Origin of the sequence: Caulobacter sp. FWC26, from assembly GCF_002742645.2 — a bacterium.
GTDB lineage: Bacteria > Pseudomonadota > Alphaproteobacteria > Caulobacterales > Caulobacteraceae > Caulobacter.
The window spans coordinates 4,131,511-4,145,315 of record NZ_CP033875.1; the positions used below are offsets into that span (position 1 = coordinate 4,131,511).

Annotated in this window: 13 protein-coding genes; 6 read left to right on the forward strand and 7 right to left on the reverse strand. The window is 66.3% G+C overall.

What is annotated here, in order from left to right; genetic code table 11:
• Positions 1 to 42: 42 nt before the first annotated feature.
• The 3 genes from ahcY to CSW63_RS21310 all read left to right on the forward strand — a co-directional run bounded on the left by ahcY (position 43) and on the right by CSW63_RS21310 (position 3,548).
• A complete protein-coding gene (ahcY, locus tag CSW63_RS21300; RefSeq protein WP_062094796.1) occupies positions 43 to 1,434 on the forward strand; it encodes an adenosylhomocysteinase in 1,392 nt (463 codons plus the stop codon).
• A 119-nt stretch (positions 1,435 to 1,553) separates the two neighbouring features.
• Positions 1,554 to 2,405, forward strand: a complete 852-nt coding sequence (locus CSW63_RS21305; protein WP_062094798.1) for a bifunctional hydroxymethylpyrimidine kinase/phosphomethylpyrimidine kinase — start codon at positions 1,554 to 1,556, stop codon at positions 2,403 to 2,405.
• Positions 2,406 to 2,423: 18 nt separating this feature from the next.
• A complete protein-coding gene (locus CSW63_RS21310; protein WP_062094801.1) occupies positions 2,424 to 3,548 on the forward strand; it encodes a serine hydrolase domain-containing protein in 1,125 nt (374 codons plus the stop codon).
• On the opposite strand, the gene rarD is transcribed toward CSW63_RS21310, so the two are convergent.
• Together rarD and CSW63_RS21320 are read right to left on the reverse strand one after the other, a co-directional pair.
• Entirely contained in the window at positions 3,545 to 4,447 is a 903-nt protein-coding gene (gene rarD, locus CSW63_RS21315; RefSeq protein ID WP_062094803.1) for an EamA family transporter RarD, read from the reverse strand. The two genes, CSW63_RS21310 and rarD, sit on opposite strands and share 4 nt — an antisense overlap.
• Before the next feature lie 145 nt (positions 4,448 to 4,592).
• Positions 4,593 to 5,621: an aspartate-semialdehyde dehydrogenase gene (locus tag CSW63_RS21320; protein ID WP_062094805.1), complete on the reverse strand. Its 1,029-nt coding sequence runs from the start codon at positions 5,619 to 5,621 to the stop codon at positions 4,593 to 4,595.
• A gap of 250 nt (positions 5,622 to 5,871) precedes the next feature.
• On the opposite strand from CSW63_RS21320, the gene CSW63_RS21325 reads away from it, so the two are divergent.
• Positions 5,872 to 7,833, forward strand: coding sequence for a penicillin-binding protein 1A (locus tag CSW63_RS21325; protein ID WP_062094807.1), 1,962 nt, complete (start codon positions 5,872 to 5,874; stop codon positions 7,831 to 7,833).
• Positions 7,834 to 7,836: 3 nt separating this feature from the next.
• Here CSW63_RS21325 and CSW63_RS21330 read toward each other — a convergent pair whose 3' ends face one another.
• From CSW63_RS21330 to CSW63_RS21340, 3 genes are all read right to left on the reverse strand, one after another.
• Positions 7,837 to 8,556 (reverse strand): SprT family zinc-dependent metalloprotease, encoded by a 720-nt coding sequence (locus CSW63_RS21330; protein ID WP_062094808.1) that lies wholly within the window; start codon positions 8,554 to 8,556, stop codon positions 7,837 to 7,839.
• A 48-nt stretch (positions 8,557 to 8,604) separates the two neighbouring features.
• Positions 8,605 to 9,867 carry a polyhydroxyalkanoate depolymerase gene (locus tag CSW63_RS21335; protein ID WP_062094810.1) on the reverse strand — a complete coding sequence of 421 codons (1,263 nt, stop codon included), beginning with the start codon at positions 9,865 to 9,867 and terminating at the stop codon, positions 8,605 to 8,607.
• A gap of 82 nt (positions 9,868 to 9,949) precedes the next feature.
• On the reverse strand, positions 9,950 to 10,540 hold the full coding sequence (locus CSW63_RS21340; RefSeq protein ID WP_062094811.1) for an SCO family protein: 591 nt from the start codon (positions 10,538 to 10,540) through the stop codon (positions 9,950 to 9,952).
• A gap of 56 nt (positions 10,541 to 10,596) precedes the next feature.
• Here CSW63_RS21340 and CSW63_RS21345 point away from each other — a divergent pair, with 56 nt between their 5' ends.
• Complete coding sequence (locus tag CSW63_RS21345) at positions 10,597 to 11,997, forward strand: ActS/PrrB/RegB family redox-sensitive histidine kinase (protein ID WP_099503002.1); 1,401 nt, start codon at positions 10,597 to 10,599, stop codon at positions 11,995 to 11,997.
• Positions 11,998 to 12,073: 76 nt separating this feature from the next.
• A complete protein-coding gene (gene spdR, locus CSW63_RS21350; RefSeq protein ID WP_062096510.1) occupies positions 12,074 to 12,631 on the forward strand; it encodes a stationary phase response regulator transcription factor SpdR in 558 nt (185 codons plus the stop codon).
• 46 nt (positions 12,632 to 12,677) lie between these two features.
• Here spdR and CSW63_RS21355 read toward each other — a convergent pair whose 3' ends face one another.
• Together CSW63_RS21355 and CSW63_RS21360 are read right to left on the reverse strand one after the other, a co-directional pair.
• Positions 12,678 to 13,463 (reverse strand): SDR family oxidoreductase, encoded by a 786-nt coding sequence (locus tag CSW63_RS21355; RefSeq protein ID WP_062096512.1) that lies wholly within the window; start codon positions 13,461 to 13,463, stop codon positions 12,678 to 12,680.
• Between the two features lie 19 nt (positions 13,464 to 13,482).
• Complete coding sequence (locus CSW63_RS21360; protein ID WP_062096513.1) at positions 13,483 to 13,788, reverse strand: 4a-hydroxytetrahydrobiopterin dehydratase; 306 nt, start codon at positions 13,786 to 13,788, stop codon at positions 13,483 to 13,485.
• Between the last annotated feature and the right edge of the window lie 17 nt (positions 13,789 to 13,805).

Consider the following 13,805-nt stretch of genomic DNA (forward strand, 5'->3'; position numbering starts at 1 on the left):
ATAAGGCGCGCAAGAACCCCCATTCGACCGCAGGAGCCGACCGTGGCTGACTATATCGTCAAGGACATCTCGCTCGCCGATTTCGGCCGCAAGGAAATCGCCATCGCCGAGACCGAAATGCCGGGCCTGATGGCCACGCGCGCCGAGTACGGTCCCCAGCAGATCCTCAAGGGCGCCCGGATCGCCGGCAGCCTGCACATGACCATCCAGACCGCCGTGCTGATCGAGACGCTGACGGCCCTGGGCGCTGAGGTCCGCTGGGCCTCGTGCAACATCTTCTCGACCCAGGACCACGCCGCGGCCGCCATCGCCGCCGCCGGCATTCCGGTCTTCGCCTTCAAGGGCGAGAACCTGGTCGAGTACTGGGAATACGCCCACAAGATCTTCGAGTGGCACGACGGCGGCTATCCGAACCTGATCCTCGACGACGGCGGCGACGCCACCCTGCTCTGCGTGCTGGGCCCCAAGGCCGAGAAGGATCCCTCGATCCTCGACAACCCGCAGAACGAGGAAGAAGAAGCCCTCTACGCCGTGATGAAGAAGTACCTGGCCGAAAAGCCGGGCTTCTATTCGGCGATCCGCGCGGCCATCGGCGGCGTGTCGGAAGAGACCACCACGGGCGTCCACCGCCTGTACCACATGGCCCAGAAGGGCGAGCTGCCGTTCCCGGCCATCAACGTCAACGACAGCGTCACCAAGTCCAAGTTCGACAACCTCTATGGCTGCCGTGAAAGCCTGGTCGACGCCATCCGTCGCGGCACCGACGTCATGCTGTCGGGCAAGGTCGCCGTGGTCTGCGGCTATGGCGACGTGGGCAAGGGCTCGGCCGCCTCGCTGCGCCAAGGCGGCGCCCGCGTGATCGTCACCGAGATCGACCCGATCTGCGCCCTGCAGGCGGCGATGGAAGGCTATGAGGTCCAGACCCTGGCCGACGTCGCCGACAAGGCCGACATCTTCGTGACGGCGACCGGCAACAAGGACGTCATCACGCTGGACGACATGCGGAAGATGAAAAACAACGCCATCGTCTGCAACATCGGCCACTTCGACTCCGAAATTCAGATCGCCGCCCTGCGCAACTACAAGTGGGACGAGATCAAGCCGCAGGTCCACCACGTGGAATTCCCGGACGGCAAGAAGCTGATCGTGCTGTCGGAAGGCCGCCTCGTGAATTTGGGCAACGCCACCGGCCACCCTTCGTTCGTCATGTCGGCCTCGTTCACCAACCAGACCCTGGCCCAGATCGAGCTGTGGACCAACAAGGCCAAGTACGAGAACCAGGTCTACACCCTGCCCAAGCACCTGGATGAAAAGGTCGCGTTCCTGCACCTGGAAAAGCTCGGCGCGAAGCTGACCACGCTGCGCAAGGATCAGGCCGATTACATCGGCGTTCCGGAGGCCGGCCCGTTCAAGCCGGATCACTACCGGTACTAAGATCGGACGAAGTCTGAATTCCCATGGGGAAGGCCCGCCGCACGGCGGGCCTTTTTCTTTTGGGGTCATAAGCGAAGACGCCCTATTCAAGCCCGCATTGCTCGGCTAATCGCTTTGCCATGCCGCTAGCCTTGATCCTTTCCAGCCATGTCGCGGGCAGCCAGGTCGGCGCGACGGCCCAGGCCACCGCCCTGGCGCAGTTCAAGATCGACTCGATGGTGGTGCCGACCGTGCTGTTCGGCCGTCATCCGGGCTGGGGCATTCCCGGCGGCGCGCCGGTGCCGATCGAAGTGTTCGAGGGCATGCTGGACGGGATCGAAGCCAATGGCCTGTTCGGTCTCGTCGATCTCGTCATCACCGGCTATTTCGCCACGGCCGCCCAGGCCCGCGCCGCAGCGCGGGTGATCGACGCGGTCCGGGAGTCGCCCCGTCCGAACGGCGCGGCCATGCGCCGCCCGACCATCGTCGTGGATCCCACCATGGGCGACGCCGGCAAAGGCCTCTACATACCGGCCGAAACCGCAGACGAAATCATCGCCGACCTGATCCCCCGCGCCGACGTGGTGGCCTGTAACTCCTGGGAGCTGCAGAAGCTGACCGGGACCGACGCTCGTGACCCTCAGTCGGCCATGCGCGCTGCGCGGCTGCTGGGCAAGACGACGCTTGTCTCGTCGGTCCATCGCGGCGCCGAGATCGGCGCGGTGCTGGCCGACCGCAAGGAGGCCTGGCTGGCCGCTCACGCCAAGTCCGAACGCTCGCCCAACGGCACCGGCGACCTTCTGACCGCGCTCTACGCCGCGTCGATCCTGGAGGGCCAGACCTTCTCGTACGGCCTGGCCCGCGCCGTCGGCGGCGTGGCCGAGACGGTGACCGCCGCCAACATCTGGAACGCGCCCGAACTGCCGATCGTGGGCATGGGCGCGCGCATCAAGCAGACCTCGCCGACCGTTCGGATCGAACGGCTGGCCTAAAGCCCCGCAGGCGCGACCATGACCGACATCACCGGCTACTGCCCCGACCGCTTTTCGCGGGTGCGCGAGGTCTTCGAACAGAACTTCGCTGAAGGCGGCGAGCTGGGCGCGCGCTTTGCGTTCGCGATCGAGGGCGAGGTGGTGGTCGACCTGATGGGCGGCTTCGCCGACCGCAAGCGCGAGGTTCCGTTCGGTCCCGACACCCTGACCGCGCTGTTCTCGACCACCAAGGCGGTGGCGGCCCTGATGATCGCGCGCCTGGTCGATGAGGGCCGCCTGGCCTACGACCAGCCCGTCGCGGATGTCTGGCCCGAGTTCGCGCAAGCGGGCAAGGCTGCGGTGACCGTCGAGCAGGCGCTGTCGCACCAGGCCGGCCTGTCGGGCTTCCCCGACGAGACCGATCCGGCCATCTGGTTCGATTGGGACGCCACCTGCGCCAAGCTGGCGGCCATGGCTCCGCTGTTTCCGATCGGCTCGGCCAGCGGCTACCACCCGGTGACCTACGGCTATCTGGCCGGCGAGATCTTCCGCCGCGTCGACGGCCGCACGATGGGAACGGCGCTGCGCGAGGACATCTGCGCCCCGCTGGGCCTGGATCTCTGGATCGGCCTGCCCGACAGCGAGCACGGCCGCGTCGCCGACCTGATGCGCCCCACGGCCATGCCCCAGTTCGGCGAGATCAACCCGGCGGTCGAAGCGGCCTTCTTCAAACCGTGGTCCTCGCCGGGCGGCAAGGGCGCGGCCGAATGGCGGCGCGTCGAGATCCCGTCGGCCAACGGCCACGCCACGGCACCCGCCCTCGCGCGGCTGATGGGCGCGATGGCCAATGGCGGAACGCTGGACGGTCGCTCGCTGATCACTCCCGCCGGGATCAAGGCCGCCACTGCTGAGCGCATCCGGGGCCGCGACCTTGTTCTGCCCTATGAGATCAGCTGGGGCGCGGGGTTCATGCGCAACGAGCCCAACTTCTATTACGGCCCGACCGCCGAGGCGTTCGGCCACTCCGGCTGGGGCGGCTCCTGCGCCTTTGCGGATCCGACGCGCGGCCTGTCGGGGGCCTATGTGATGAACAAGCAGGGCAACGCCCTGATCGGTGATCCCCGGTCGGTGCGCCTGATCGAGGCGGCGTACGCCTGCCTTTAGGCCGGAGCCAAGGCCTTGGCCTTGCGCCACGCGCCGTAGGCGAAGGTGGCCACACCCAGCCAGATGAACACGAACGACAGCGCCCGCAGCGGCGTGAACGGCTCGCCGAACGCCACGCCCAGCAGGAACTGGATCGTCGGCGCGATGAACTGCAGGAACCCGACCGCGCTGAGCGGCAGGCGGCGAGCCGACCAGGCGAACAGCGCCAGCGGAACCACGGTCGCAGGACCGGCCAGCGCCAGCAGCGTCGTGACGCCCGCCCCGCCGCCGAAATGGCCCTGACCGTTCGCCTGCAGGAACCAGACATAGGCCAGCGCTGGCAGCGCCAGATAGCCGCATTCGATGAATAGGCCGGTCTGGGCGTCGGCCTTCACCTGTTTACGCAGGATGGCGTAGACGCAGAAGCTGAGAGCCAGGCCCAGCGAGACGATCGGCAGGTGACCGAGCGCCACGGTCTGAATGGCCACGCCAACGGCGGCGAAGCCGATCGCAACCTTGCCCTCGGTGGACATCCGCTCGCGGAACAGCAGCGCCCCGGCGGCCATGTTCATCAGCGGGTTGATGTAATAGCCAAGGCTGGCCTCGATCACGTGTCCGGCGTTCACGGCAAAGACGTAGATCGTCCAGTTGCTGAAGATCGCCAGGGTCGACAGGGCCAGCACGCCCAGCGTCTTCGGTTGACGCAGCACCTCGGCCACTTGGCCCGCCTGCTTGGCGATCAACACGAGGCCCAGCGCCCACAGCACAGACCACAGCGAACGGTGAGCGATCATCTCCCAGGAGGTGACGCCCAACTTGGCCAGGAGGTGGAAATAGAGCGGCAGGAAACCCCAAAGCAGGTAGCAGCCGACGCCGGCGATATAGGCTGACCGGCTCTCGGCCGCAGAACTGGTAGGCATGTGACCGAACCTTTCGGAAGGCTTCTCGCAAATAGGAAGCCCGCCGTCCGCCGACATCTTGCGGTGGTTCGGGAAAATCTGGACCCGGGCCCAGGAAATCCGTCGTCCTCCGCTCCGCTGGCGAAGGACGACGGGATAGTCGTTCTTAAGCCAGAGCCTTGCGCTTCAGCAGACCCTTGTCGTGCAGAAGCTGGGCGATCTGCACCGCGTTCAGGGCCGCGCCCTTTCGCAGGTTGTCGGCGACGCACCAGAAGGCCAGACCGTTCTCGACCGTCGGATCCTTGCGGATGCGCGAGATGTAGACCGGGAACTCGCCCTGCGACTCCTTGGGCGTGATGTAGCCGCCGTCCTCGCGCTTATCGACCACGACCACGCCGTCGGCCTCACGCAGGATCTCGCGGGCCTCGTCCTCGTCCAGCGGGGTCTCGAACTCGACGTTCACGGCCTCGGAGTGACCGACCATGACGGGCACGCGCACGCAGGTGGCGGTCAGCTTGATCGCCGGATCCAGGATCTTCTGGGTCTCGACGGCCATCTTCCACTCTTCCTTGGTGAAGCCGTCCTCCATGAAGACGTCGATGTGGGGGATGACGTTAAACGCGATCTGCTTGGTGAACTTCTTAGGCGGCGGCGCGCCCAGGACGTAGACGCCCTTGGTCTGGTCCCACAGCTCGTCCATGCCTTCCTTGCCCGCGCCGGAGACCGACTGGTAGGTCGAGACGACCACCCGCTTGATCTTGGCCTCGTCGTGCAGAGGCTTCAGCGCCACGACCAGCTGCGCCGTCGAGCAGTTGGGGTTGGCGACGATGTTCTTCGGGATGCTGTTGACCGCCTGCGGGTTCACCTCCGGCACCACCAGCGGCACGTCCGGGTCCATCCGGAAGTGGCTCGAGTTGTCGATGACGATCGGACCGGCCGCGCCAATCTTCTCGCCCCAGGCCTTGGAGATCGCGCCGCCGGCGCTCATCAGCACCAGGTCGACCTTGGAGAAATCGAACTGCTCCAGGTCCTCGCACTTGAGAATCTCGTTGCCGAACGAGACCTCGACGCCGATGGATTTACGGCTGGCGATCGCGTGCATCTTGTCTACCGGGAATTTGACTTCCTCGAGGATGTTGAACATCTCGCGGCCCACATTGCCCGTGGCGCCGACCACGGCGACCCGGTAACCCATCGCGCTCTCCTGAAGACTGTCGCCCTGCGGACCTCGCGGGGCGCGGTTCCGTTACGCCTCATACCCCGCCGGCGCAAGCCGAGGGTTTCTGGCGGCCCTGACAGGGAAACGAAGGCCCGTCGGAGGCCGCCCGAAAACCGCCGCGTTCATGTCTCGTCAATCTTGTCGCGCGTTTTGTGGGCTTCGGCTAAACCGAACGCGCCCCCAAGGGGCGTGATCACGTCGTCTGCGCGGTAGGAACAATACGATCATGGCGAACGGACCCTTCGGCGGGAATAAGCCGGCGAAGCCGCAGCGCACGCCGCTTCAGGCCCTGGTCTATTGGGGCTCGGTCGTCGGCGTCTGGGGCCTGATTTTCGTCGTCGCTTTCTTCGCGGTGTTCGCCAGCGACCTGCCGGACACGTCCAAGCTATACGACGTCAAGCGCCAGCCCTCGATCAACTATCTGGACCGCTCGGGCGCGCTGCTGGCGGTGCGCGGCAGCCAATACGCTCCGCCTGTCGATCTGGACGCCCTGCCGAAGTATGTGCCCGCCGCCTTTATCGCGATTGAGGATCGGCAGTTCTATCACCACTTCGGCTTCAACCCCTGGGGCATCGTGCGGTCGCTGGCCTGGAACCTGACCCACGACGGCCCGCAACGGGGCGGCTCGACCATCACCCAGCAGCTGGCGCGAAACCTGTTCCTGAGCCCGGCCCAGAACTATCGCCGCAAGGCCCAGGAGCTGATCCTGGCCGTCTGGCTGGAGCTGAAGTTCTCCAAGAAGCAGATCCTGGCCCTGTACATGAACCGGGTCTATTTCGGGGCCGGCGCCTATGGGATCGAAGCCGCCTCTCAGCGCTATTTCAACAAGCCCGCCAACCAGTTGACCATCGGTGAGGCGGCTTTGCTGGCCGGCATGATGAAGGGCCCCGCCCGCTACTCGCCGGTGTCAGCCAAGGAACGCGCCGCCCGCCGCGCCACCATCGTTCTCGACGAGATGGTGCGCATCAAGGCGATCACCCCCGAGCAGCGCGACGAAGCGTTCCGCACGCCGGTGCAGGTGTCGGCCACGCTGGCCAACCAACGCGCGCAGTACTTCACCGACTATATCGACGCCCAGGTGCGCTCGCTGGTCGGCGAGCCCACCGAGGACCTCGTCGTCGAGACGACGCTGGACCTGCCGATCCAGGTCTCGGCCGAACGCGCCGTGAAGCTGGGCGTCGAGGGGCACATCAAGCAGGGCGTACAGCAAGCCGCTCTGGTCGCCATCGACGGCGAAGGTCGCATCCGCGCCTATGTCGGCGGCGCGGACTACAACGAAAGCCAGTTTGATCGCGCGACGACCGCGCGACGTCAGGCAGGGTCGGCGTTCAAGCCCTTCGTCTATCTGACCGCCATGGAAGCAGGCCGCACCCCCAATGTCATGGTGGTCGACGAGCCGGTGAAGATCGGCAACTGGGAGCCCAAGAACTACACCAACAAGTATCTGGGTCCGATCACCATGCAGACGGCCCTGGCGCAGTCGATCAACACCGTCGCCGCGCGCCTGGCCAACGAGGTCGGCACCAGCAATGTCGCCGCCACGGCGCGGCGCCTGGGGATCACAAGCAAGATCCAGCTGGACCCGTCCATGGCGCTGGGCGCCGTCGAGGTGTCCCCGATGGAGATGGCCCAGGCCTATGCGCCCTTCGCGAACGGCGGGTTCCTGGCCAAGGGCTATGGCATCGAGCGTATTCGCACCGCCAGCGGCAAGGTTCTTTACGACCACAGCGTCGACAAGCAGGCGCGGACGGCCGTGATCGGCTCCCCGGGCCTTCAGTACATGAACCAGATGATGCGCGAGGTCGTCACCTCGGGCACCGGGACCCGGGCGCGCGTCGGCGGCTACGACATCGCCGGCAAGACCGGCACGACCAGCGACTACAAGGACGCCTGGTTCGTCGGCTACACCGGCGGCTTCGTCACGGCGGTGTGGACCGGCAAGGACGACGCGACTCCGATGAAGCGCGTCACGGGCGGGGGCGCGCCGGCCGAGGTCTGGCGCACCTTCATGGCCGCCGCGCTCCCCCGGCTGAAGTCCACACCGATCCCGGGCGGGGTGATCGAGCCGCCTCCGCCCCCGACCGAGGATCCGATTGGGGATCTGATGAACGCCGCGCCCGCGCCTGAGGGCCCCGCTGCGGAAACGCCCGCAGGCGAGCCTCCGCCTGCGGATCAGCTCCCCTACTAGGGGTCAGGCGCCGATCGCGTGCAGCTCGGCCGCATGGGCGCGGAGCCACGCACGGTGGGGCGCGGGGTCGCCGACCAGCTGCTCGCAGAGCGCCCAGAAGCGCGGGCCATGATTGGCCTCGATCAGGTGGGCGCACTCGTGGGCGGCGACATAGTCGGCCACCGCCGCCGGGGCGAGGATCAGCCGCCAGCTGTAGCGGATCGCCGCCGGCGTCCGCGAGGTCGCAGGCCGACACGACCCCCATCGCGCCTTCGGATCGGCGATGGCCACCGACGGCATGGGTCGCCCCAGGGCGGCGGCGTGGATCGCGGTGCGCGCCGTCAGCACCGTCAGAGCCTCGCGCTTGGCCAGGCGGATGATCTTCAAGCCCCAGTTGGGATCGTCAGGCGCAACGATGCGGTCACCGTCGATCTTGGCGCGACCGGGACCGACCTCCAGCCGGTAAGGCCGATCGTTCAGCCGCAGCACGCCGCCGGGCGCAAGGCTCATGCGTTCGGGCAGCGCCGCCAGCTGCTTTGCGATCCAGCCCGCCTTCTCCTGGGCAAATGCGACGGCTTCGGTCAGACGGCGAGGACTGGGCGACAGGGCGACGATCTCGGACCTGGCCCGATCCACGCGCAAGGAGACCCGCCGCGCGCGGCCGTCGACTTTCAGCCGCACGGGCCAGCCGGCGACCTCCAGTCGATCACCATCTGAAAAGCGTTGGGCGGAACGCGCGAACATCGCCCCTAGATCGCTTGCCTGCGGTCGCGCCGCAAGTGCGCCCCTGCGTCACGCCTCTTCGGCGAAATGCGGGTCGCACTTGCGGATGAACTTGCGCACGCGCGGATAGATCTCTTCGCGGAACCGCCGACCGTTGAACACGCCGTAATGGCCGACGCTGGGCTGGACGTAATCGAGCTTCATATCGTCAGGAATATTCGGGCAGAGGCCGTGCGCCGCTTGGGTCTGGCCGATGCCGGAGATGTCGTCGTTCTCGCCCTCGACCGTCATCAGGCCGATGTCGGTGATCGCCTCGGGCTTCACCCGCGTGCCGCGATGCACCAGTTCGCCTTTGGGCAGCAGGTACTGCTGGAACACGATATCAATCGTCTGGAGATAGAACTCCTCGGTCAGGTCCAGGACCGACAGATACTCGTCGTAGAACTCCAGGTGCTTGTCGGCGCTGTCGCCGTCGCCCTTCACGAGGTCGTTGAAGTAGCGGCGATGGGCCTCCTGGTGGCGCTCGGCGTTCATGCTCATGAAGCTGGCCAACTGGACGAAGCCTGGATAGACGCGCCGGCCCGCGCCGGGATAGGGCGGCGGCACGGTGTAGATCATGTTCGACTGGAACCAGGTGAACGGCTTTTCCTCTGCCAGCTGGTTGGTCACGGTCGGCGACAGGCGCGCATCGATCGGCGACCCCATGAAGGTCATGCTGGCCGGCCGCGAGGGGTGGTTCTGCTCGGCCATCAGGGCGGCGGCGGCCAGGACCGGCGGCCCGGGCTGACAGACCGCGACCACGTTCGGACGCGGCCCAAGCACCTCGAGCATCTGGATGACGTGGTCGATATAGTCGTGGAAGTCGAAGCGCCCCTCGAGGACCGAGACCTCGCGCGCATTGACCCAGTCGACGATGAACACGGCATGGTCGGGCAGAAAGGCCTCCAACGTGCCCCGCAGCAGCGTGGCGTAGTGGCCCGACAGGGGGGCGACGATCAGCACGGCCGGATCCAGCGAGAACTTCCCGGCCCGTCGCATGTCGGCCATGTCGCGGTCGAACTGGACGAGGCGCGCCCACGGGCTTTCCCAAACCACGGTAGGCCGCACGCGGACATCGACCTGGCCGACCTTGACCGTATTGATGTTCCAGTCGGGCTTGCCGTATCGGCGCGTGACATTGGCGAAGAGATCGGCGCCGGCGCGCGCACGGCGGCCGAGGTCGCTGTCAGCGGCCGGGTTCAGCGGCGATCCCCAGAAGTCCCGGGCCGCCAGCGCCGCAAGGCGCATCGGAGTGGAGGCGTAGTAGGCCGCCTCGTGCAGGGCGTAGAGCATGGCGCATCCGCGATATTGCAATGCAACATAACACGCCGAAGCCTAACAAAGTCCAGTCGCTCGCGAAATTTTGCCGATCGGCTCAGCCTTCGCGGATCGCATCCTTGATACGGCGGGCGATTTCGTCCGGCGGCAGGTTGTAGGGGATCACCGTCTTGAAGCGGCCCTTGGGGTCCATCAGATAGATCGCCGTCGAGTGGTCCATGGTGTAGCCGGGTCCGGCCCCAACCTTGGCGTAGTAGACGCGGTAAGCCTTGGCGGCCGCGTCGACCTGCGCCTGGGTTCCGGTCAGGCCGAGGGTCGACTTCGGGACATAGGGGGCTGAGAGGTAGGCCTTCATCTGCGGCACGGTGTCGCGCGCCGGATCAATCGAGATGAAGACGATCTGGAAATCCTTGGCCTTGGGGCCGAGTTGATCGGTCGCCACCGCCAGGCCTTGCAGCGTGCCCGGACACACGTCAGGGCAATAGGTGAACCCGAAGAACACCGCGCTCCACTTGCCTTTCAGCGCCTTTTCGGTGGTCGGCGCGCCATTCTGATCGACCAGAGTGAAGGGACCGCCGACCGTAACGGCTGACTGAGAGCGGAAGACCCCCGCGTTCCAGGCCAGGCCCGTAACGACCGCCAGACCCAGAATACAGGCCAGGATGAGTATGAGCCTATGGCGAGGCATGTGTGCTTGATCCTTTTACTCTCGCCACGCGCGCAATTCTGGACAATCCTGCGATCATGGCCGACGTTTCGTTCGCGAAAACACCCGACGATCAACGTCATATGGGGCTCGATAAGCCGGGCGACGAGCCGGTGCAAGACGACGCTTGGTCCTGGACGGCCCCAGGACTTCGCCGCGGTCGTTTGCGGGTGCGAACCCTGCTCGCGCAGCGCTGGGCGTGGATCGTCGGCCAGACGGCTGTTCTCATCTTCGCGGGCCTCGTCCTGAAGCTTCAGGTGCCGTGGGCGCTGTGCTTCACTCTGATCGCGCTCTCCTCGTGGCTGAATGTTCTGCTGGGTCTGGCCTCTAGCGGCCAGCGACTGGCGCGGGACGGCGAAGCTACCGCCCAGATCGCCTTCGACATCCTGCAACTGTCGGGTCTGTTCTATCTGACCGGCGGCGCGCAGAATCCCTTCTCGCTGCTCCTGATCGCGCCGGTGACCCTGGCGGCGGCCACCCTGCCCGCGCGCTACGCGCTGGCGCTCGGGGCCTTGGCCATCCTCTCCTCGATCCTGCTGGCGATCTTCCACATGCCGTTGCCGACCGTCGACGGGCGCCAGTTGCCGGACCTGTCGAGCTCCAACCTGCTATGGTCGATCGTCATCGCCAGGATCTTCGGTATCGTCTTCACCGGCCTCTATGCGTGGCAGGCGGCCAGCGAATCCGCCCGAATGGAGCTGGCGCTGAACGTGACCGAGACGGTGCTGGCCCGGGAGCAACGTCTCTCGGCGCTCGGCGCTCTGGCCGCCGCGGCCGCGCATGAGTTAGGCACGCCGCTGGCGACGATCTCGGTGGTCGCGCGCGAGATGGCCCGCAATGCGCCGAATGACGAGGTGCGCGAGGACGCCGAGCTGATGATCGGCCAGGCCGCGCGTTGCCGCGAGATCCTGCAACGTCTGACCGAGATGCCCGAAGCGACCGACGCCGTGCACGAACGTATGAGCTTGGTCCAGTTGGTCCACGACGTGATCGAGCCGCATATGGTTCATGGCATCCGCGTTGAAGCCGTGGTCAACGGGCCGGCGGGCGAGACCGCGCCCGACGTCTGGCGCCGGCCCGAAATCATTCACGCCATGACCTCGATCGTGGAAAACGCGGTGGACTTCGCCCGGGGCGAGGTGATCGTCATCGCCCGTTTCGACGCCCGCTACATCGTCATCGAGGCCCGCGACGACGGACCCGGCTTCTCGCCCGAAGTGCTCGCCAAGCTGGGCGAGCCGTACGTGACGACTCGTCCGGGCGCCGAAGGCTCCCGTACCGGTCACATCGGCATGGGTTTGGGCTTCTTCATCGCGAAGACGTTGCTGGAGCGGACCGGGGCCACAGTGGATTTCCGCAATGGTCGTCGGGGCGGTGCGGTGGTTTCAGCGCGCTGGCCGAGACCCGCGCTTGAAGCGCCCGGCTATACGGGGGCTTGAGTTATGATGCGGAAACGCGGAAGTATGTTTTGTTACTAGGCCTGCTCAAGTATTGGCGCGGGGAGGCGCTGACTTTATGGCGGATATCGGAGAGCTGGTTTCGGCGCTGCCGGACAAGTCATTGCTGCTGCTGGACGACGACGCTCCGCTGCGGACCCGACTGGGTCGAGCCCTGGAACAACGCGGGTTCGAGGTGACCCTGGCGGCATCCGTCGCCGAGGCCCTGACCATCCTCCGGAGTCAGGCCCCCGCCCACGCGGTGCTGGACATGCGTCTTGAGGACGGATCTGGCCTGAAGGTCGTCGAAGCGGTGCGCGACGCCCGGGCCGACGCCAAGGTCATCATGCTGACGGGCTATGGCAACATCGCCACGGCCGTGGCTGCGGTGAAGGCCGGCGTGGTCGATTACCTGTCCAAGCCGGCCGACGCCGATGACGTCGCCCGAGCTCTGTTGGCGGCCAAGGACGCCGCGCCCGCGCCTCCGGAGAATCCGATGAGCGCCGACCGCGTCCGCTGGGAGCACATCCAGCGCGTCTACGAGATGTGCGGTCACAACGTCTCGGAGACCGCGCGCCGCCTCAACATGCACCGGCGAACCCTGCAGCGGATCCTGGCCAAGCGCGCACCGCGATAGGACGAACCCTGTTCCTCCCCCATGAGGCGGGGGAGGAGTTGAGGGGTCACATAGCCGAGATGCCGCCGTCGACCTTGATCTCGGCGCCGGTCATGAACTTGCTCTCGTCGCTGGCCAGATAGAGCACCGCGTTGGCGATATCAGCCGGCTCGCCGATGCGGCCCATCGGCACCTGGCGGGCCAGCTTGGCGAAAGCTTCCTCCTTGCCGAACCGGGCCGAGAAGCCGTCCAGGATCGGCGTGTCGATGAACGTCGGGTGGATGGAGTTCGAGCGGATGTCGAGCTTCATCTTGGCGCAGTAGAGCGCGATGTTCTTGCTGAGCAGCCAGACCGCCGCCTTCGAGGCGTTGTAGGCGGGTGAATTGCCGTTGGCGATCAGGCCCGCGATCGAGCTCAGATTGATGATCGAGCCTGGCTGGTGGGCCCGCATGTGGGTCAGGGCGTGCTTGGCCCCCAGAAACACCGAGTCGACATTGACCGACATGACCTTTTTCCAGAGGCCGAAGTCGAGACTCTCGATCGGACCGTCGCCGCCGATGCCGGCGTTGTTGACCAGCACGGACAGGCCGCCCATGGCCTGCGTCGCCTTTTCCAGCACGTCGATCCACTGATCTTCCTGGGTGACGTCCAGCTCGAAGGCGAAGGCTGTGCCGGCGCCATGCGCGGCGTTGATCTCGTCAGCCACCGCCTGGGCGCCCGCCAGGTTGATGTCGGCCAGGGCGACCTTGGCGCCCTCCTTGGCCAACATCCGTCCCGCCGCCGCGCCGAGGCCCTGGGCCCCGCCGGTGATGAAGGCCTTCTTGCCGGCGACCCGGCCCGTGCTCTGCGCCATGCGGCGTCCTCCCGATTATTCAAACATCAGTTTGAAATTTTCGGGCGGCGCTGTCCATGAACTTCGCGAGCTTGACGTCTAGATCCGTCACCCCGTCGGCGTCATGCGTCGTCAGCAGCACCTCGACCCGATTGTAGACGTTGAACCATTCAGGATGGTGGTCGAGCTTGTCGGCCATGAGGGCGACCTGGGTCATGAACCCGAAGGCCTCGTTGAAATCCGCGAACTTGAACGTCTTGGCGATGGCGTCGTTGTGATCCGGAGCGACGCTCCAGCCATTGAGCTGCGTGATCGCCGCAGAGGCGCCGATCCGAGGACGGGACATGGGATTCTCCAAGGGGC